Consider the following 19741-nt stretch of genomic DNA (forward strand, 5'->3'; position numbering starts at 1 on the left):
ACCGAATGCCAGGATTTGACATCGTTATGCGAGGCCGCGAAGCCTAGGTCTCAGACGGCGCGTCGGAAGGTTTTTCACCTTCGTGGCCAAGCCCATCTGACAACAGGCGTTCGTCGATGCCGGTCGCTGCCCGTATTCGGGCGAGCCGCCAAATATGCCGAACCTCCGCATTCCCGGGCGCTAATTCGCCCAACGCGGGTTTTTCAATTTTCGACCTTACCGGGACCGGGCTTGCTTGCGCCCGAATGACATCATGGCTCGTCTTCAGATAGATTTGCGCGCCGGCGCCTTTCGCAGCGTCCTTGGCTTCACGCTCAGCCATTGGCGGCGCCAGCCGTGGCGGCTTTCGCTCATCATGGGCACGTTCCTGCTGTCGACCTTGGCCGACGTGCTGACGCCGCTCTATTCCGGCCGGCTGGTCGACGCCGTCGCCAGCAGTGCTGCGGCCGACGACGTCGCCTGGAACGCGGCGATGGCGGCCTTTTCGATGCTGGTGGCGCTGGCGCTCACCGGTGTCGTGCTGCGCAACCTCGCCTTCATGGCCATCGTCGAACTGACCCTGAAGATGATGGCGGATATCGCCGCCGACGCCTTCCACCGCGTCCAGCGCTTCTCTACCGACTGGCACGCCAACAGCTTCGCCGGATCGACCGTGCGCAAGATAACCCGTGGCATGTGGGCGCTCGACCTGCTCAACGACACGATCCTGATCGCGCTGCTGCCGTCCGTCGTCATGCTCGTCGGCTCGACGCTGCTGCTCGGCTGGTTCTGGCCGCTGATGGGTGCTGTCGTCGCCGCAGGTTCGGTGCTGTTCATCGCGGTGACGGCGCTGCTGTCGCTTGGCTATGTCGCGCCCGCGGCAAGGCTTGCCAATGCATGGGACACACGCCTGGGCGGCTCGCTGGCCGATGCGGTGAGCTGCAACGCCGTGGTCAAGGGTTTTGGCGCCGAGGAACGCGAGGAAACGCGCCTTGCCAAGGTCGTCGCCAGATGGCGCGCCCGCACGCGCCGCACCTGGGTGCGCGGCACCGTCAACGGCACCACGCAAGGGTCGATGCTGCTGCTTCTGAGAACAGCGGTGATCGGATTTTCGCTGCTTTTGTGGTCGTGGGGGCAGGCGAGCGCCGGCGATGTCACCTTCGTGCTGACCTCGTTCTTCGTCCTGCAAGGCTATTTGCGCGACATCGGCACGCATATCCGTAATTTGCAGCGCTCGATCAACGACATGGAGGAATTGGTCGACTTCCAGTCCGAGCCGCTCGGCATCGAGGATGTGCCCGGCGCCAAACCGATCCGTATCACCAACGGCCGCATCAGCTTCGACAACGTCACCTTCCATTATGGCAGACACCGACTGCCGCTCTATCGCGACTTTTCGGTGGACATCGCGCCGGGCGAACGCGTCGGGCTGGTCGGCCATTCGGGCTCGGGCAAGACGACCTTCGTCAAGCTGATCCAGCGCCTTTACGACGTGAACGCGGGAACGATCCTGATCGACGGCCAGGATATTTCCGGGGTGGCGCAGGCATCGCTGCGCGGGCAGATCGCCATCGTCCAGCAGGAGCCGATCCTGTTTCACCGGTCGCTGGCCGAAAACATCGCCTATGCCCGGCCGAGCGCCACGCAGGCCGAGATCGAGCACGCGGCACGGCTGGCAAGCGCGCACGACTTCATCGTCAATCTGCCGAAAGGTTATGGCACGCTGGTCGGCGAGCGCGGCGTGAAACTATCGGGCGGCGAGCGCCAGCGCGTGGCGATCGCACGGGCTTTCCTCGCCGATGCTAGAATCCTCATTCTGGACGAGGCGACATCCAGCCTCGATTCGGAATCGGAGGTGCTGATCCAGCAGGCGATGGAGCGGTTGATGGTCGGCCGCACGACGCTCGTCATCGCGCACCGGCTTTCGACGGTGCGGGCGCTAGACAGGCTTCTGGTGTTCGATCGCGGCCGCATCGTCGAGGAGGGTTCGCATGACCAACTGATCCGGCTGCAGGGCGGCATCTACCGCCGGCTGTTCGAGCGCCAGGCGCTCGAATTGACCAAGGGGCTGGTGATCTGACGGGTTACAGCGCCGCGCGTCCATTAGAGCGACGTGCGTCCACTTGGACGCACAAAGTACGCTCTAACACTTTGAATCTGCGCATCGTGCTTTCCGAAAAATCGGTTCCGATTTTCGGGCCGATGCGCTAGGACGCGCGGCGCTGCCGCCTTTTCATCGCCTTCGTCATGTTCTATGTCTGCGGCCAAGCGCGGGGGCGTGTCTTGTCAACAGCAAAACCATCCGGTACGCCCCGTTCATGACAGTTACCGTCCGTTTCGCCCCATCACCCACCGGCCGCATTCATATCGGCAATGCGCGCACTGCGCTGTTCAACTGGCTGTTCGCCATGAACAACAAGGGCCGCTTCATCCAGCGCTTCGACGACACCGACGTCGCGCGGTCGACGCAGGAATTCTCCGACGCCATCCTATACGACCTGCATTGGCTGGGCATCTTTCCGGACGCAACGGAGTACCAGTCACGGCGCTTCGAGATCTACGATGCGGCGATGGAGAAATTGAAGGCGGCGCGCCTTCTCTATGCTTGCTACGAAACACCGGAAGAGCTCGATCTCAGGCGCAAGGTGCGCCGCACCCGCGGCCTGCCGCCGGTCTACGGCCGCGAAGCGCTGACGCTGACGCCTGAGCAGATCGCCGAATACCAGTCCGATGGCCGCCGGCCGCATTGGCGCTTTCTACTGCCCAATTTCACCAGCGACCCGCTGCAGCCGGAGCGCACCGAAATCCACTGGAACGATCTGGTGCGCGGCGAGGAAACCGTCGACCTTGCCTCGCTTTCCGACCCGGTTCTAATGCGCGAGGACGGGACCTATCTCTATACTCTGCCCTCGGTAGTCGACGACATCGAGATGGGCGTCAGCCATGTCATCCGTGGCGACGACCACGTCACCAATACCGGCGTGCAGATCGCCCTGTTCCAAGCACTGGGTGCCGAGCCGCCAGTGTTCGGCCATCACAATCTATTGACCACAGCATCGGGCGAGGGCCTGTCGAAGAGGAGCGGCGCGCTGTCCATCGAAAGCCTGCGAGAGACCGGCATCGAGCCGATGGCCGTCGCCTCGCTGGCGGTGCTTGTCGGCACCTCGGAAAACGTCGTGGCGGTGCCTGACATGGCCGAGCTTGCCCGGCGCTTCGATCCGGCTGCGACCTCGAAATCCGCCGCCAAATTCGATCCGGACGAGCTCTTCGTGCTCAACCGCACACTGCTGCACCATATGCCGTTTTCCGAGGCGCGCGACCGGCTGATCGTGCTCGGCGTTTCCGGCGAACAGGCCGAGCCTTTCTGGCTGGCGGTGCGCGGCAATCTCGACAGGCTGGCCGATGCAGCAATCTGGTGGCGCACACTTCGCGACGGCCCGCAGGAGCAGCCGGATTTTTCCGACTTCGACCGCGATTTCCTTCGCCAGGCGTTCGACCTTTTGCCGGAAGACCCCTGGAACGGGTCGGTCTGGAAGGAGTGGACGGGCAGGATCAGGGAAGCGACCGGCCGCAAGGGCAAGGCGCTGTTCATGCCGCTCAGGCTGGCGCTTACGGGGCAGCCTTCGGGGCCGGAGCTTGCAGATCTGTTGCCGCTGCTGGGTCGGGAAGGAACGTTGGCCCGACGACCCTGACCTTGCGCTGTTCCGGCGGCGGCAAGGTCGTCGGCGAGGGCTTGACGGCGAGGCGCTCGATGGCTTCGCGATCGAGCCCGCCTTCAACATTGGCCAAACTCTCGGGGTCGGCGCCTGGATCGGGTTTGGCCACAGGCACCGGATTGAGCGGTGTGGTCTCTACATCGGGGTCAGTTTGTTTCGGGCTTGGCGGATTGCCGGCAATGATCTCGAAATTCTGTGCAGCGTTGCAGCCGCAGGCCGGCGGGCGCGATGTTTCGGGCTGCTTGTAGAGATAGGCGGTCGGCAGTTCGCTGTAGGGCCTGCCGGTTACCGAAGACGTCATGTCAGCCGAATCGTCGCCAATGCCGCGCGTATAAAACACCTGCATCTCGGTGCCGGGGCAGCTTGAACCGCAGTTCTTCTGGTCGCGCTCGAAATCGCCCAGCGAGGCGGCATTCGACATCGGGAAGAAATAGCCGTCGCAGGTGCGCACGCACATGGTGCGAAATTCGCCGCCAAGGCGTGGCAGGTCCAGGCCGTCTGGTTGATTGATCATGCCATCGGGCTGATTGATCATGGCGCGGACACCGCGTTCTTGGTCGGGATCGCTCGGCTCGTCCAGCGCATCGGGCTGACTTCTGGCGTCGCCAAAAAGCCGATCGAGCAGATTTCCTTTGCCGTTCTCACGGTTCGCTTCGAGGACAGGCGCGCGCTTCGAAGGGACGGCGCTGTCGCGGCAGCCGTTGGCGTCGAGCGAAGCCAATATGCGCGCGCGATCGCGGCGCGAGCCGCCGCCGGCGAGCTGCGCGCGCTTGGCCTGCAAGTCATCGAGATTGGCGTTCATGCGCTTGAGCGTGGCCTCGAGTGCGGCGCAAGCGTTGCGGTTGCGGCCGAGCAGCGAAAAGCCGCAGCCGGCGCTATCGGACTGGCGGCCTGCCTTTGAAATCTGCTCGCGCTGCCGCACGATCGCGTCGTCGTATTTCCTGAGCAGGGCCGGCTTGCCGCCGCCACCGCGCGAAGCGGCCGCGAGATCGGCCTGCAACTGGCGGCAAACACCGGAGGCGGCCTTCGGCTCAGTGACGGCAAAGCCTGATGACGCCAGTGCACCGAGCAGCGCCGCGGCACGCGTCAGCTTTAGCGCTTTCTCGCCCCGGGCGTTGGCGCTGCCCCTCACCTGCCTGCCGGCATCCTCTCCCCGTATAGTGACGGGGAGAGGGGCGCTCTTGTCACCGGTTTCGCCAATCACCAGCGTCGCAGGAAGGGCGCCGTGGCTGCGGCCAGCCTCCTTCTCCCCGTCACTATACGGGGAGAAGTGCCCGGCAGGGCGATGAGGGGCTGCGCCGACTTCAACAATTGATGGTCTCCAACGCAAGTTGGATGCCATCATTTGTCTGAAGCTGTTGCCGAGTAGTACGGCGGCATGCGTCAGCTTCACCTCCCGCCCATCATCTACCCGGAACTCCGCTTGCCTTCGCCCGTTGCGAAGCTACCGCGTTGGCGTTTGACTTTAGCTTACTGCAAATCCGGTCTCAGCCCAAATTAACTATGGCCTGCGCCTTGTGGGCCGCTTCGACCACGGCAAGCGCGGTCATGTTGACGACGCCGCGTGACGTCACCGACGGCGTCAATATATGCGCCGGCCTGTCGGTGCCGAGCAGGATCGGCCCGACATGCAGCGCGTCCATCATCGCGCGCAGCGCGGTGAGCGTGATGTTCGCCGAATCGAGATTGGGGAAGACCAGCAGATTTGCTTCGCTCTTCAGCCGCGAATGCGGATAGACGCGCTGGCGCAGCGGCTCCGACAGAGCCGAGTCGGCATGCATCTCGCCGTCGCATTGCAGGTCGGGCGCGATGCGCGCCAGAATCGCCGCTGCCTGCCGCATCTTGAGCGCGCTTGGCGAGTCGCGTGAGCCGAAATCCGAATGCGACAGCAGGGCGGCCTTCGGCTCGATGCCGAAGCGCTGGATTTCCTCGGCTGCCAGCACCGTCATCTCGGCGATCTCCTCGGCGGTCGGATCGACGGTGACATGGGTGTCGGTGAGGAAAATGATGCCGCGCTGCGAGATCAGCATGGAAAGCGTCGACAGGTCGTGATCCTTGATGCCGGCGCGCGGGCCGATGATCAGGGTGACATTGCGCAAATGCCGCTCGAACCGTCCTTCCAGGCCGCAGACCATGGCGTCGGCGTCGCCACGCTTGAGGGCAAGTGCGGCGATCACTGTGTTGTCGGTGCGCACCATGGTGCGCGCGGCTTCCGTCGTGACACCACGCCGGCCGGCGAGTTCGATCAAAAGATCGACATAGTGGCGGTAGCGGGGATCGTCCTCGGGATTGATCAGGCCGAAATCGACGCCCGGCTTAATGCGCAATCCGTAGCGTTTCAGCCGCACCTCGATGACGTGCGGGCGGCCGATCAGGATCGGCTCGGCGATACCTTCCTCCAACACCACCTGGGCGGCGCGCAACACACGCTCATCCTCGCCGTCGGCATAGATGACGCGCTTGGCACTCGACGTTTTGGCCATCGTGAACAGCGGCTTCATGACGAGGCCGGAGCGGAAGACGAAGCGGTTCAGCGTGTCGATATAGACCGTCATATCGGTGATCGGCCGCGTCGCGACGCCGGTGTCGCAGGCGGCCTTGGCCACCGCCGGCGCGATGCGCAGGATCAGCCTGGGATCGAAGGGCGAGGGGATCAGGAAATCAGGCCCAAAGATCGGCGTTTCGCCGGAATAGGCGCGGGCGGCGACATCCGACGGTTCTTCGCGGGCAAGGGCTGCGATCGCCCGCACCGCGGCCATCTTCATCTCTTCGTTGATGGCACTGGCGCCGCAGTCCAGTGCGCCACGGAAAATATAAGGAAAACAAAGTACGTTGTTGACTTGATTGGGAAAATCGGAGCGGCCGGTGCAGATCATCGCGTCGGGTCGCGCCGCCCGTGCCGCTTCCGGCATGATCTCAGGATTGGGGTTAGCCAGCGCCAGGATCAGCGGTTTTGGGGCCATATGCTGGAGCAATTCCGGTTTCAGCACGCCGGCTGCCGAAAGACCCAGGAACACGTCGGCGCCGGGCAGCACATCGGCCAGCGTGCGCGCCTCGGTGTCCTTGACATAGGGGTCCTTCCAGCGGTCCATCTCATCGACGCGGCCCTTGTAGGCGACGCCGAAACGGTCGGTGACCCAGATGTTTTCGACGCGCGCGCCGAGCAAAACCAGTAAGTTGAGGCAGGCAAGGGCCGCAGCTCCGGCACCGGAGGTGACGATCTTGATGTCGGAGATCGTCTTGCCGGCGAATTCCAGCCCGTTGAGCACGGCGGCGGCGACGATGATCGCGGTGCCGTGCTGGTCATCGTGGAAGACCGGTATGGCCATGCGGGCTTTCAGCCGTTCCTCGACTTCAAAACATTCGGGCGCCTTGATGTCCTCGAGATTGATGCCGCCGAAGGTCGGCTCCAGTGCCGAGATCGTCTCGACCATGCGCTCGATGTCAGGCGCGTCGATCTCGATGTCGAAGACGTCGATGCCGGCGAACTTCTTGAACAGCACCGCCTTGCCTTCCATCACCGGCTTGGACGCCAGCGGTCCGATATTGCCGAGGCCGAGCACCGCCGAACCATTGGAGACGACGCCAACCAGATTGGCGCGCGCGGTGTAGTCGGCGGCAGTCGCCGGATTGTCGCGGATTTCCAGACAGGGCGCCGCGACGCCGGGCGAATAGGCAAGCGCCAGGTCGCGTTGGTTGCCGAGCGGCTTTGTTGCCTGGATTTCAAGCTTTCCAGGCCGTGGATGCTTGTGGAAATAAAGTGCGGCTTCGTCGAGGTCCGACCGGGCTGCTTTTTTGTTTTCGCCTTCCATATCGGTCGCCTCTTCAGTTCAGCCCGTTTACTGTTTTGAGTCTCTTAGCATGCAGCCGGGGCTTTTCGAGAGGTGATATGTCGCAAAGTGCGACGCTTATGGCTTCGCATCGCCGTCAGGCTTGTGGTCCCATTGAAATGTTGGATGCCGTCACTGTCCGGGACTTCCGAGCGTGGCGCGCTGCTTCTTGTCGCGTGTCTTGTTGGGATCGTCGATCGCCTCGACCGACTGGATGCATTCGTCAATATACTCCAACGGCAGTCCGTGCTCCCTGCCACCTGCAAGCACAAAGTCCTTGTACCAGCGATAGGGTTTGAGGCCGTCGTCGATGTAGTCGGGAGTGGCGAGATAGGTAAGGACCTTTCGCCTGCGACCTTTGTTGTTAATGACCGTGACCGTCGCGTGCTCGTAGCCGCTGCCGACGCCTTCGGCCTTATCCAGCTTGGCACGATCGGCAGGATCGAAGCTGAACAGGACCCTGATCACGCTACTATCGTTTTCACTGGCAACTGCGTTGCACTTCCCGGATTTGTCCGTGCTGCGTTTATGAAAACGGAGCGCATGACCCGGCAAGGTTGCGATGCCGAGTGGTTTGCAGCTCGGCATGCGTTCGCGCAGCCGGGCGGTCGACATGTTGGACCCATAGGCAAAATAGACGACGTGCTCCGGGGGTCCGGTCTTTGTGTTCTTCAGCGGCTCGATCGTGGGATTTCCCGGCTTCAGGATCGTGCGTAGCGGTACTGTCATTATGCTGCACTCGTCGGTTTCTTCGCCTTCGCGTGTGATGATGGGCTGTCCATCCTCGAGGTCGAGGATTGGAACGGGCCTGCCGGCCCATCCGCAGTCGGCGCAGCGCGGTCTTTCCCAGAGTACACCGGGTGCCTCAGTATCTTCGCCATGTTCGGGTCGGAGATGCGGCGAGCCGCAGTTCGGACATTCGCGAGGCACCCCGCGCAACTCGCGAATGATCAATGATGTCGCCATGCCGATTGCGTGTTGGATCAACGATTCCGAGATCTCGGCATCAATCCAGGTGGCCGACTTTGAATGCGTCAGCCAGTTTGAAAACGTCCATGCGGACTCAAGCGCACTCTTGAGGGCTCCGCGACGCTCTTTATTGGTGTCGCTCGGCAGAAGTTCGTTGCAGATGATCTCCGTCCACGCGCGAAAATTCGCACGCTGTGGCGGTGCGTCTGTCCACATTGCCGCGTCCTGCGCGACGCCGATCAGCTCGAGTAGCGCCTCGCGGCAGCGAACGCCGACGGCCTGATAGTCCGAGAGGTTCTGCGCTTGTGCAACGGCGGTGCCAGCTTCTTCCATCTTCTCGAAGACAGGGCCGAACGGAAGGATGCGTAGGTCGCCTTCCTGTTGTTTTCCCGTTCGGGGGATGCGGAGCATCAGGCCAATATGGAAGGTCAGAGCAAGGTCCATATTAGGGAATTGCTCCTGAGAGTAGAGGTTTGTGCCGCCCGTGATGACCCACCAGCGATCCTTGTTGGTGTGGATGTCCCACACGTCGTGGCGGGTGTTGAGAACGGCCTCCGAGTAGACCTTCTGCATGAAAGTCACTTCTAGGTCGGGCGCCTGCCACTCAAAGTATTCCCGGACTTCCTCGATTTCCTCTTCGGTAGCTTTCAACATGGTCTACTCCGCGACGGGCTAGTCGCACTGCGCTGCAAAGGTTTGCGAAACCTCATCAATAGACCGATGTCGCCCTAGCTTTCAAAGTCCGGCGCGGCAACGCGGGATGTCCGCTTTGGGTCAAGGGCGTGAATTCGACTGAGGGCGAACGAGCTTCCGCTTAGGTGACGTTTTCCCCCGTTCTCAGCCGGTGCCAAACCTTGGATTCTGCCACTAAAACGCGCTGACGTAGAGGCCGCCATCCACCGGTATATTCTGCCCGGTCAGGTAGCCGGCATGAACCGAGCACAGGAAGGCGCAGATCTGGCCGAATTCCTCCGGCGTGCCGAGCCGCTTGGCCGGAACGTTGGCTGCTGCCTGGGTCTTGCGCGCGACAGCGGCAGCCGGATCTTCGGGGGTACCGGCTTCGTGCGGAGGGCGCAGCCTGTCGGTGTCGATCTTGCCCGGCAGCATGTTGTTAATCGTCACATTGCGGTCGATCACCGTCCGCGCGACGCCGGCTAGGAACGAAGTCAGGCCTGCGCGCGCGCCGGACGACAGATCGAGGCCGGGAATCGGAACATAGACCGACAGCGAGGTGATGTTGACGATACGGCCGAAGCCGCGCTCGGCCATGCCGTCGATCACAGCCTGAACCAGTTCGACCGGGGTCACCATGTTCTGGGTGACGCCTTCGAGGATCTTTTCGCGGTTGAGCTCACGGAAATCGCGAAGCGGCGGTCCGCCATTGTTGTTGACGAGGATATCGGGATCGGGACAGGCGGCAAGCAGCGCCTTCTGCACCTCGGGCTTCGACACGTCGCCGACGATCTCGGTCACCTCAACGCCGAATCTTTCGCGCAGTTCGGCGGCGGTCTTGGCCAGTTGGTCGGCGTTGCGCCCGTTGACGACCAGATCACTGCCGGCTTCGGCCAGCGCCATGGCGCAGCCGCGCCCAAGGCCCTTGCTCGAAGCACAGACGATGGCCTTTTTTCCGCGAATACCGAGATCCATGGCGATTTCTCCTCTGATTGGCGCCGCAACCTACTCTTGGGGCTGGACCAATCGCAACCGTCATACGGTTGTTGCATGAATCGGGGCATAGCCTGCTCGGAACCAACGGTGAGAATCCAATGCCTGGCGCAGAGCCCCGCACTTTCCGCAGCATGTTCATCTCCGACGTCCATCTCGGATCGAAGGCGGCGAAGGCCGAGTTCCTCATCGATTTCCTGCGCCATCACGACGCCGATATCATCTATCTCGTCGGCGACATCGTCGACGGCTGGCGGCTGAGACGGAGCTGGCACTGGCCGCAGAGCCACAATGACGTCGTCCAGAAATTGCTGCGCAAGGCCCGCAAGGGCGCCAGCATCACCTACATCGCCGGCAATCACGACGAATTCGCGCGCCAGTTCCAAGGTGCGCATTTCGGCGGCATCGTCGTCGCCGACCGTGCCGTCCACGAGACCGCCGACGGCAAACGTCTTCTTGTCATCCATGGCGACCAGTTCGACACTGTCGTCCACAATGCGCGCTGGCTGGCCTATCTTGGCGATTACGCCTACAACGCGGCCATGCTCGTCAACCGCGTGGTGACGCGGCTGCGCCAACTGCTTGGCCTGCCTTATTGGTCGTTTTCGTCCTGGGCCAAGGTCAACGTCAAAAAGGCGGTGAATTTCATCGGCTCGTTCCAGACCATGCTGACCGAGGAAGCGCGCCGCTCGCATGTCGACGGCGTGATCTGCGGGCACATCCACCATGCCGCGATCGAAAATTATGAGGACGTGCAGTACATCAACACCGGCGACTGGGTGGAGAGTTGCACCGCGGTGGTCGAGCATTTCGACGGCCGGATGGAGATCCTGCACTGGGCGCATGTGCTGCCGGAGGCTCCGGTCGGCAGCGAAGTGCTGGTGCCGATCGACATCAAGGGCAGGGCAGTCCAGGCTGCCTGACGCGATGATGCGTTAGTCTAGGCGGTTTCATCGCTTTTTTTGCCATGTTATGGGATCGACGTGCGTTGCCGGCCGGCCGGCCGATGCCGTGCCGACGGATTGCCTGCTGATGTCCTCCCTGCCGCCGCTTTCACCCGAACAGCTCGTCAAGCCGCGTCATTTCGAGCTGCGCATGAGCCTGATTTTCTTAACGCTTTTCGTGCCGCTCGGGATACATTTGCCATACTTTCCGCTGTGGCTGCAGGCAAACGGCTTTGATGCCGAGCAGATAGCGATCATTCTCGCGGCACCGATGTTCCTGCGCGTTGTGACGACGCCATTGCTTACGGCCCTGGCCGACAGGGCGAGCGACCGCGCCCATGTCTATGTCGCGCTGACGGCCGCATCGCTGACGCTGTCCGCGGGTTATTTCCTGACGCCGAGCTACGCGATGGTGCTGGCCGTTTCGCTGGCGCTCGCCGTGGTCTGGACGCCGCATTCGCCGATTGCCGATTCTCTGGCGCTATCGGGGGTACGCCGCTTCGGCTCCAACTACGCAAGCATGCGCAAATGGGGATCGATCTCCTATCTGTGCGCAAGTCTTGCGGGCGGTTTCATCCTGTCGGCCACCGGCGCCCAGGCTGTTCCGATGATCATCTTCGTGGCATTTGGCGCGGCGCTTGTCGTCGCACTGATCGCGCCGCGGCTCGGCCGCCCCCGCCGTGCCTCGCCGCTTTCGGCGGCCGACATCCAGCAATCGGCACCAAAACTCCTCAACGCCTATTTCCTGTATTTCTCCGTCGGCGTCGGCGTCATCACCGCCAGCCACGCGTTTTTCTACGGCTTCGTCTCGATCTACTGGAAATCGATCGGCATCGGCGATCAGGTGGTCGGGCTGCTTTGGGGTTGGGGTGTGGTGGCCGAGATCGGCATGTTCATGGTCTTCACCCGGGCTTTCGGCTCCTTCTCGGTGGTGTCGATCATGGTGATGGCCGGGATAGGCGCGATCGTGCGTTGGATTGCCTTCCCTTTGATCTGGCCGCTCGGCCTTGGCGTCGCCGGATTTTTCGCAGTCCAGACGCTGCATGCGGTCTCCGTGGCGCTGGTGCTGATCGGCCTGCAGAAAATGATCGGTGAGACGGTCGCGGAGGAACGCACCGGGGCCGCGCAAGGCATCGCCTATTTCTCCAACGGCTTTTTCACCGCCGTGGTGACGCTGATGTCCGGCCCACTCTACGACCGCTTCGGCGCGGGCGGCTTTTTTGCCATGATCCCGATCGCCCTGGTCGGCCTTGTGCTGATCGGGCTTGCCGCGCGTTCAGCCCCACAGCGCCGTATCGGGCGGTGACACCAGCGAGCCCTGGTAGACAAGGCCAGGCACACGGTCGCGGGCCAGCAGCAGCGGACCGTCGAGATCGACGAAATCGGCATCCTGCGCCAACAGCACCGCCGGCGCCATGGCCAATGAGGTGCCGACCATGCAGCCGACCATCACGCTAAAACCCAGTTCGCGGGCGCGCTCGCGAAGGACGAGGGCTGCGGTCAAGCCGCCCGATTTGTCGAGCTTGATGTTGACGGCATCGTAAAGGCCGACAAGCGAGGCAAGCCCCTCTGCCTCATGCACGCTTTCATCGGCGCAGATCGGCACCGGATGCGCGATGTGGCGAAGGATGCCGTCACGCCCCGCCGGCAGCGGCTGTTCGATGAGCGCAATGCCGTGCTCGGCGGCAAAGGCGAGGTTTGCAACGATGTTGTCGTCCGTCCAGCCCTCATTGGCGTCCAGGATGATTCGGCTCGCCGGTGCCGCCTCCCTAACCGCGCGGATACGGGCCATATCGTTGTCGCCGCCGATCTTGACCTTGAGCAGCGGGCGCTGGACGTTGGCGCGGGCCTGGGCTGCCATCGCTTCGGGCTCACCGAGCGATAGCGTGTAGGCCGTCTCGAGCGCCCTCGGCGGAGCCGCGCAGATGCTGGAGGCGACCGGCTGGCCTGTGATCTTCGCCTCCAGGTCCCATAGCGCGCAGTCGACGGCGTTGCGCGCTGCGCCCGCCGGCATGGCGTCGAGCAGCGCGGCCCGGCTGATACCGCCTTCAATCTGCTCCCGCATCGCCTCGATCACGTCGCGGACACCGTCCATGGTCTCGCCATAGCGCTTGTAGGGGACGCATTCGCCGCGCCCGCTATGGTTGGCTTGGCTGATCGTGCACGCGATCACCTCGGCTTCGGTTTTCGAACCGCGCGAAATGGTGAAGGTCCCGGCGATGGGAAAGCGCTCGGACTCGACCGAAATGACACGCGCCATATTTTTCTGCTCCGGCTGTGCGACAACAAGCTTGTCGGCAAATCGACAGGGGGGTTCCGTCAGGCTAAACAGGACGCCATGTTGACGATCCGCAAACGCGACGCAAGCGGCACGACCGCCAAGGAGGCCGACCACCAGCCGCGCGTTGTTGTCGGCGAGGAGGGCGGCGTTCTCGGCTGCGCTTTCTCCGGGACCTGGACGACACGCACCGTGGCGCTCGTCGATGCCGAGATGCGCAAGATCGAGCAACGCAGCGGCTTTCAGACGCTGGCGCTCGACCTCTCGCATATCGAGAAGATGGATACCGCCGGGGCCTGGGTGATCGACCGTCTGGTCAGCGCCTTCGAAAAGCAGGCTGTGGAAATCACGATGCAGGGGCAAAGCGAGATTGCCTCGATCCTGCTCGGCGCCGTCGGTGACGCCGTTCGACGCGAACCTGATTCCGGCACCGTCAGGCCGCCGAATATCGTCATTCGCGCGCTCGAGGCGGTTGGCCGGCGCGTCTATGAGATGCGTGACGATTTCCTGGCCTCGATGAACATACTGGGCGCCACGATCCGCGGCGCGCAGATGAAGCTGGGCCGCGGCCATGCGGTCAATCCGGCGGCGATCTTCAACCAGATCGATCGCATGGGCGTCGGCGCCATCCCGGTGGTCGTGCTGATGTCGGCCATCGTCGGCGCGATCGTGGCCCAGCAAGGCGCCTACCAGCTCAGCTATTTCGGCGCCGACATCTTCGTCGTCGATCTGGTCGGTGTGCTGATCCTGCGCGAACTCGGCGTGCTGATGACCGCGATCATGATCGCCGGCCGTTCGGGCAGCGCGATCACGGCTGAGATCGGCTCGATGAAAATGCGCGAGGAGGTCGACGCGCTGAAGGTCATCGGGCTCAATCCAATCGGCGTGCTGGTGTTTCCGCGGTTGGTCGCGCTGGTCATCGCACTGCCTTGCCTGACGATCATTGCCAATTTCGCGGCACTCGGCGGCGGCATCCTGGCCGCATGGCTCTACTCCGACATCGCACCGGCCGCCTTCATCGACCGGCTGCGCGTTGCCATCGATCTCAGCACCATCTTTGCCGGTCTGATCAAAGCGCCGTTCATGGCAATGATCATCGGCACGATCGCCTCCGTCGAAGGCATGAAGGTCGGCGGCAGCGCCGAATCGCTCGGGCAACACGTGACTGCTTCCGTGGTGAAGTCGATCTTCGTGGTGATCATCCTCGATGGGCTTTTTGCTATGTTCTACGCAGCGATCGAGTTCTGACATGGCGCTGCTGGGCACAAAGCCGACCAGGACTACGAAAAGGGCGGAAGAAGACGAGATTGTGCTTTCCGCGCAGGACATCACCGTCTCCTTCGCCGACAAGGTCATTCTCGACAGATTGTCGCTCCATATCCGGCGCGGCGAAATCCTCGGCTTCGTCGGGGCCTCGGGCGCCGGCAAGTCGGTTCTCCTGCGCACCATACTCGGGCTGACGGGCAAGCAGTCGGGGACGATCAAGCTGTTCGGCGTCGATGTCGAAAAGGCGAGCGAGAGGGAGCGTCTTCGCATCGACATGCGCCTTGGCGTCCTCTTTCAGCACGGCGCTCTGTTTTCGGCGCTCACGGTTCTCGAAAACGTGCAGGTGCCGATGCGCGAATATCTCGATCTGCCGAAAAAGCTGATGGACGAGCTGGCGATGCTCAAGGTCGAACTGGTCGGGTTGCCGCCGGATGCGGCGCAGAAATTCCCGTCCGAGCTTTCCGGCGGCATGATCAAGCGTGCGGCGCTGGCGCGCGCGCTGGCGCTCGACCCGGACATCGTGTTCCTGGACGAGCCGACATCAGGCCTCGATCCGATCAGCGCGGCCGAGTTCGACGAACTGGTCGTCAAGCTGCGCGATACCATGGATCTGACCGTGTATATGGTCACGCACGATCTCGACACGCTGTTCACCGCTTGTGATCGGGTGGCCGTGCTCGGCAAAAAGAAAGTGCTGGTCGAAGGCACGATCGACGACATGCTCAGAAGCGAGGAACCCTGGGTGAAATCCTATTTTCGCGGAAAACGTGCGCGGCAACTTGATCTTGCGGCCCGCGCATAGCCATAAGTGGGTAAATGGAAACCAGAGCCAACTACGTCATTGTCGGCATTTTCACGCTAGCCGCGATCCTGGCAGCATTCGCGTTCGTCTATTGGACGGCCGCGATCGGCGACAGGGGTGAGACGGCGATGCTGCGGGTGCGCATTCCGGGATCGGCTTCCGGCCTCGGCCGCGGCAGTTTCGTGCTGTTCAACGGCGTCAGGGTTGGGGATGTCAAGCGCGTCTATATCGACCTCGCCAATCCGACCGCCGCCATAGCCGACGCCGAAATAGACCGCACGACGCCGATCACCAAATCGACGCAGGCCGATATCGGCCTTGCCGGCCTCACCGGTCAGGCCAATATCGAACTCAAGGGCGCCGACCCCAAAGAAGTGAACCTTCTCGATCAGGCGGAGGCGGAGGGCCGCGTCGCCGAGATCGTCGCCAACCCGTCGGCGGTCACCAACCTATTGCAGACGGCGCAGAACATCTTCACCCGCGCCGATACGGTTCTCTCCCAACTCGAAGGATTCACCAGGGACGTTCGCGGGCCGCTGACGCAGACCGTCAACAATGTGCAGACCTTCTCCGATGCGCTGGCCAAGAATTCCGACGGCATCGACAAATTCCTCGCCAGCGTCAGCTCGCTGTCCGACGAGTTGAGGGGCGTCTCGGGCAAGCTCGACGGCACGCTGAAGGCGGCGGAAGGACTGCTCAACGCCGTCGACAAGGATCAGATCAAGAGCATCGTCGCCAATGTCGACACGGTGACCACGAACCTGAAGGAAACCAGCAAGCAGTTCGACAGGGTCGTGAGGAATGTCGACACGGCGGTGGGATCGATCAACGATTTCGCCCAAAGGACGCAAGGCACGCTGGCCAAGGTCGACGGTGTTCTCGACGGTATCGACCCGGCACAGGTTCGCACCGCGCTGGCCAACATTCAGAAGGCCAGCGAAAACGCCAACGAGGCTGCCGCCGACATCGCCAAGGTGACCAGCAAATTCGCCAACCGTGCCGACGACATCGACCAGACGATCAAAGACGCGCAACAGCTCGCGGAGCGTCTCAACGACGCTTCGGTGCGCGTCGACGGCATCCTCGCCAAGGTCGATACGTTGCTCGGCTCAGGCCAGGCCGACGGCATGATAGCCGATGCCAGGAATACGCTGAAATCGTTCAAGCAGGTCGCCGACACGCTGAACGCCCGCCTCGGCACCATCACCGACAATCTGGCGCGATTCTCAGGTCAGGGCTTGCAGGACGTCGAGGCGCTGGTCCAGGACAGCCGCCGTTCGATCACCCGCATCGAAGAGGCGGTCACGGATCTCAGCCGCAATCCGCAGCGGATCCTGTCAGGCGGCGAGGGCGAGGTTCGGCAATTCGACGGCAGGGTGCGGCGTTGACTTCGACTTTTGCCCGCCCCAAGAACAGCAGGCAAGTGCACTGCGGATGCGGATTGCTCATACGATTCGGGGACAACGGGATCGCGGGTGAAGTCGGGGGTGCTTAAATTGGGCGGGGTCAAATCGGGCGGGCTCAAAGCGGGTGTGGCGTTGCTTACGCTTTCGCTAGCCAGTTGCGCGTTTTTGCCGGGCGGCGGGCCGGCGCCCCTGGATACATTCGAACTGTCGGCGCCGCCGCTCGATGCGCGCGGCCGCAGCCGCCGCCAGATCCTCATTGCCCAACCCTCCGCGCTCAAGGCGCTGGACAGCCAGAACATCGTCATCAAGCCTTCCGTGCGCTCGATCCAGTACCTCAAGGGCGCGCAATGGGCCGATCGGCTGCCGCTGATCGTGCAGGCGCGGCTGGCCGAGACATTCCAGCACTCGGGCAGCTTCGCCGGTGTCGGCAAGCCGGGCGAGGGGCTGGCGATCGACTACCAGGTGATCGTCGAGGTCCGTTCCTTCGAAGTCCGGGTCGACGGCGGCGAACATGCCGAGGTCGAGCTCTTTGTGCGGATACTGAACGACCGCAATGGCGAGGTGCGCGCCTCGAAGAGCTTTACCGCGACCGCACCGGTCTCGGGCAGCGGCAACCAGGCCTATGTCGGCGCGCTCGACAGGGCATTCGGCGATGCCGCCAAGGACATCGTCCGCTGGACCGATTCGGTGATCTGACACAGCCTAGGCCACCGGGCGCAGCTTAGGATCAAACTCAATGGGTCAGGTTTCGGTGACAAACCAGCCATTCACTGCCCCGCAGACGGAGTCTGCAGAGTTCGAAAGCGGTCGCAGAAGCCCAACATAAAGGTCTGCCGCCCCTGCGGGGGTCAGAACAAGAACTGTTCCCGTAGACACGCCAAGAAGAACAGACCACGAACCTACTTGCTAGCGGAACGAGAGGGATCACTGCCCCCGGTAAGCGGTCTAGGGAACGCTTGGCTGGAGCGGGCTTTCGCCCCGATCAGCCTGGATGCTCTCAACGCAAAGGCCGAGATGCTGGAGCGGCTCGACAACAAATATATCATCGGGGCGGCCGTACTTCGCCGCGCCGCGGCTGAACTGGCAACGCACTTCGATATTCTTGAGATCGGCGGGCGCCGGATATTCACCTACGAAACCTGCTATTTCGACGATGCGGACCGGCAGAGTTATTTCAATCACCATCAGGGCCGGCGCAGGCGGGCGAAAGTCCGAATCCGGAAATACATTGAGGCAGGGCTGTGCTTCGTCGAGGTGAAGCTCAAGGACAAGCGCGGCGCCACCATCAAGAAGCGACTGCCCTACGATCCCGTCAAATTCGGTGTCCTTGATGAGACAGCTCTGGGTTATGTCCACGGCGTCTATTTCGACCAGTATCGTCAGGACTTTCCATACGAACTCTCGCGGGTCATCGACATGCGCTATGTCCGCATGACGCTTGTCGCCAAGGAGGGCGGCGAGCGTATGACGATCGATAGCCAGTTGCGTTTTTTTGCTCCTGGCTCATCGCACGCCGTTCGTGATGATCGCTTCATCCTAGAAACGAAATCCGCGAACGGCAACGGGATAGCCGACCGCATTCTGCGAACGCTGCACCAGCACCCGACCAAGCACTGTTCAAAATACTGCACGGCGATCGCGATCCTGAACCAGGGAACGAAGCACAACAAGTTTCTTCCGGCTCTCCGCAAGCTTGGGAGCGTTCCCGCGCAACAACTCGAATTGGCCATCTCACCGATCGAAAAGGAATTAGCCGCATGACAAACCCAAGCGGAATTCGCCGCATGTTCAACCGCCTTGCATGGGCTTCGCTGCTGCTTGCCTCAACCGCGATGACAACGCCGAGTGCGGTCGGAGCCGGCGCGGCAAGCCTGGAGGCCTTGGACAGCATGGAAGTGCCCGCGGAGGGCGCAAACGGAATGAGAATCGAGGAATTCTCCGGCCGGGCCTGGGATGAGGATGAGCAACTTCTCTATGCGGTCTCCGATGGCGGCGTTCTCCATCATTTTCGCGTTCGCATGGACGGGATTCGGATCGCGGAGATCCAACCCGTCTTCTCCGTCCCGATCGCGGCGACGGCAAGTCAGGCTTCCGGCGGGTCCGTCACCAATGCGGAAGGCCTCACCGCGCTCAATGACGACAATGGCGAGCAATCCGACACCGAGTTGCTGATCGCGTTCGAAGACGGGCCCGCGATTGTCCGCTTTACACCGGAAGGCAAAAAGATCGGTGACATATCACTGCCTGGTCCGTTGGCGGACGAGACGCAATACAGCAAGAAAAACAGCCGCCTTGAAGCGGTCGCGTTCGACAAGCGTCATGGCATGCTGACGGCGCCGGAACGGCCCCTGGAGGGCCAGCCAGAAGACAGCCACACGCTTTATGCGGCTGACGGAACGACCTGGTCCTTCGAGGCTTTCCAGCCCGATAGCAGGCTCAAGGCGATCCAGAAGTTGCCGGACGGCAATCTCCTTGTTCTGGAACGAACCCGCGAGGAAAAGGGCGGCGCACCGACAGCGCGCCTGCGCTATCTCGACTTTGCTGCGTGCTCCGCTGAACAGGAGTGCCACCTTGCCGAGCTTTCAGCCGTGCCTGATGCAATGCTGGTGAACAACTTCGAGGGACTGGCCCGCCTCTCGGACGACCTGTTTCTCATGGTCACCGACAAGACAAAGAAGGACGCTGAACCGACGACTTTCGTCCTGTTCAAGGTCACGGCGACCCCGTGAATAAGCAGCCGATGGCAGAGCAATGAAGCCGTTCTACCCAACGCATTCAACCCTAGCGAGTTATCCCGATGTTTCTTCCTTCAGACAATCTTTGGTTCAGGCAAGCTGTTTTACACGATTGATGATGCTGCGCTCGCGGCCCACGACAGTACCAAGG

The 19741-nt window shown here is 62.4% G+C and carries 16 protein-coding genes; 10 read left to right on the forward strand and 6 right to left on the reverse strand.

Annotated features, from left to right (window positions below; translation table 11 throughout):
- Positions 1 to 253: 253 nt before the first annotated feature.
- Both NKH36_RS15875 and gltX read left to right on the forward strand, forming a co-directional pair.
- Positions 254 to 2059, forward strand: a complete 1806-nt coding sequence (locus NKH36_RS15875; RefSeq protein WP_352959158.1) for an ABC transporter ATP-binding protein — start codon at positions 254 to 256, stop codon at positions 2057 to 2059.
- A gap of 238 nt (positions 2060 to 2297) precedes the next feature.
- Positions 2298 to 3671, forward strand: a complete 1374-nt coding sequence (gltX, locus tag NKH36_RS15880; RefSeq protein WP_352959157.1) for a glutamate--tRNA ligase — start codon at positions 2298 to 2300, stop codon at positions 3669 to 3671.
- On the opposite strand, the gene NKH36_RS15885 is transcribed toward gltX, so the two are convergent.
- From NKH36_RS15885 to NKH36_RS15900, 4 genes are all read right to left on the reverse strand, one after another.
- Positions 3589 to 4827, reverse strand: coding sequence for a DUF2865 domain-containing protein (locus NKH36_RS15885; protein WP_352959156.1), 1239 nt, complete (start codon positions 4825 to 4827; stop codon positions 3589 to 3591). The genes gltX and NKH36_RS15885 overlap by 83 nt on opposite strands.
- Before the next feature lie 355 nt (positions 4828 to 5182).
- Positions 5183 to 7507: an NADP-dependent malic enzyme gene (locus tag NKH36_RS15890; RefSeq protein WP_352959155.1), complete on the reverse strand. Its 2325-nt coding sequence runs from the start codon at positions 7505 to 7507 to the stop codon at positions 5183 to 5185.
- A gap of 150 nt (positions 7508 to 7657) precedes the next feature.
- Positions 7658 to 9148, reverse strand: a complete 1491-nt coding sequence (locus NKH36_RS15895; protein ID WP_352959154.1) for a gamma-glutamylcyclotransferase family protein — start codon at positions 9146 to 9148, stop codon at positions 7658 to 7660.
- Between the two features lie 213 nt (positions 9149 to 9361).
- Positions 9362 to 10141 carry an SDR family oxidoreductase gene (locus NKH36_RS15900; protein WP_352963203.1) on the reverse strand — a complete coding sequence of 260 codons (780 nt, stop codon included), beginning with the start codon at positions 10139 to 10141 and terminating at the stop codon, positions 9362 to 9364.
- A gap of 119 nt (positions 10142 to 10260) precedes the next feature.
- Between NKH36_RS15900 and NKH36_RS15905 the strand changes: the two genes are divergently transcribed.
- Both NKH36_RS15905 and NKH36_RS15910 read left to right on the forward strand, forming a co-directional pair.
- A complete protein-coding gene (locus NKH36_RS15905; RefSeq protein WP_502912049.1) occupies positions 10261 to 11082 on the forward strand; it encodes a UDP-2,3-diacylglucosamine diphosphatase in 822 nt (273 codons plus the stop codon).
- A 109-nt stretch (positions 11083 to 11191) separates the two neighbouring features.
- Positions 11192 to 12409 carry an MFS transporter gene (locus NKH36_RS15910; RefSeq protein ID WP_352959150.1) on the forward strand — a complete coding sequence of 406 codons (1218 nt, stop codon included), beginning with the start codon at positions 11192 to 11194 and terminating at the stop codon, positions 12407 to 12409.
- Here NKH36_RS15910 and dgcA read toward each other — a convergent pair.
- Positions 12380 to 13363 (reverse strand): N-acetyl-D-Glu racemase DgcA, encoded by a 984-nt coding sequence (gene dgcA / locus NKH36_RS15915; protein WP_352959149.1) that lies wholly within the window; start codon positions 13361 to 13363, stop codon positions 12380 to 12382. The two genes, NKH36_RS15910 and dgcA, sit on opposite strands and share 30 nt — an antisense overlap.
- A gap of 78 nt (positions 13364 to 13441) precedes the next feature.
- On the opposite strand from dgcA, the gene NKH36_RS15920 reads away from it, so the two are divergent.
- The 4 genes from NKH36_RS15920 (at position 13442) to NKH36_RS15935 (ending at position 17551) form a co-directional block, all read left to right on the forward strand.
- On the forward strand, positions 13442 to 14629 hold the full coding sequence (locus NKH36_RS15920; protein WP_352959147.1) for an MlaE family ABC transporter permease: 1188 nt from the start codon (positions 13442 to 13444) through the stop codon (positions 14627 to 14629).
- Position 14630: 1 nt separating this feature from the next.
- Positions 14631 to 15449, forward strand: coding sequence for an ABC transporter ATP-binding protein (locus NKH36_RS15925; RefSeq protein WP_352959146.1), 819 nt, complete (start codon positions 14631 to 14633; stop codon positions 15447 to 15449).
- 14 nt (positions 15450 to 15463) lie between these two features.
- The gene (locus NKH36_RS15930) at positions 15464 to 16837 is read left to right on the forward strand and encodes an MlaD family protein (protein ID WP_352959145.1); all 1374 of its coding nucleotides are present in this window, start codon (positions 15464 to 15466) and stop codon (positions 16835 to 16837) included.
- A 108-nt stretch (positions 16838 to 16945) separates the two neighbouring features.
- A complete protein-coding gene (locus tag NKH36_RS15935) occupies positions 16946 to 17551 on the forward strand; it encodes an ABC-type transport auxiliary lipoprotein family protein (protein WP_352959143.1) in 606 nt (201 codons plus the stop codon).
- A 249-nt stretch (positions 17552 to 17800) separates the two neighbouring features.
- Here NKH36_RS15935 and NKH36_RS15940 read toward each other — a convergent pair whose 3' ends face one another.
- On the reverse strand, positions 17801 to 18040 hold the full coding sequence (locus NKH36_RS15940; protein ID WP_352959202.1) for a hypothetical protein: 240 nt from the start codon (positions 18038 to 18040) through the stop codon (positions 17801 to 17803).
- Here NKH36_RS15940 and NKH36_RS15945 point away from each other — a divergent pair.
- Together NKH36_RS15945 and NKH36_RS15950 are read left to right on the forward strand one after the other, a co-directional pair.
- Positions 17936 to 18616 carry a VTC domain-containing protein gene (locus NKH36_RS15945; protein WP_352959195.1) on the forward strand — a complete coding sequence of 227 codons (681 nt, stop codon included), beginning with the start codon at positions 17936 to 17938 and terminating at the stop codon, positions 18614 to 18616. The genes NKH36_RS15940 and NKH36_RS15945 overlap by 105 nt on opposite strands.
- Positions 18613 to 19584, forward strand: a complete 972-nt coding sequence (locus NKH36_RS15950) for an esterase-like activity of phytase family protein (protein WP_352959142.1) — start codon at positions 18613 to 18615, stop codon at positions 19582 to 19584. The genes NKH36_RS15945 and NKH36_RS15950 overlap by 4 nt, the downstream gene beginning before the upstream one ends.
- Positions 19585 to 19741 lie beyond the last annotated feature (157 nt).

This window comes from Mesorhizobium sp. M1312 (assembly GCF_040318115.1).
Taxonomy (GTDB): domain Bacteria; phylum Pseudomonadota; class Alphaproteobacteria; order Rhizobiales; family Rhizobiaceae; genus Mesorhizobium.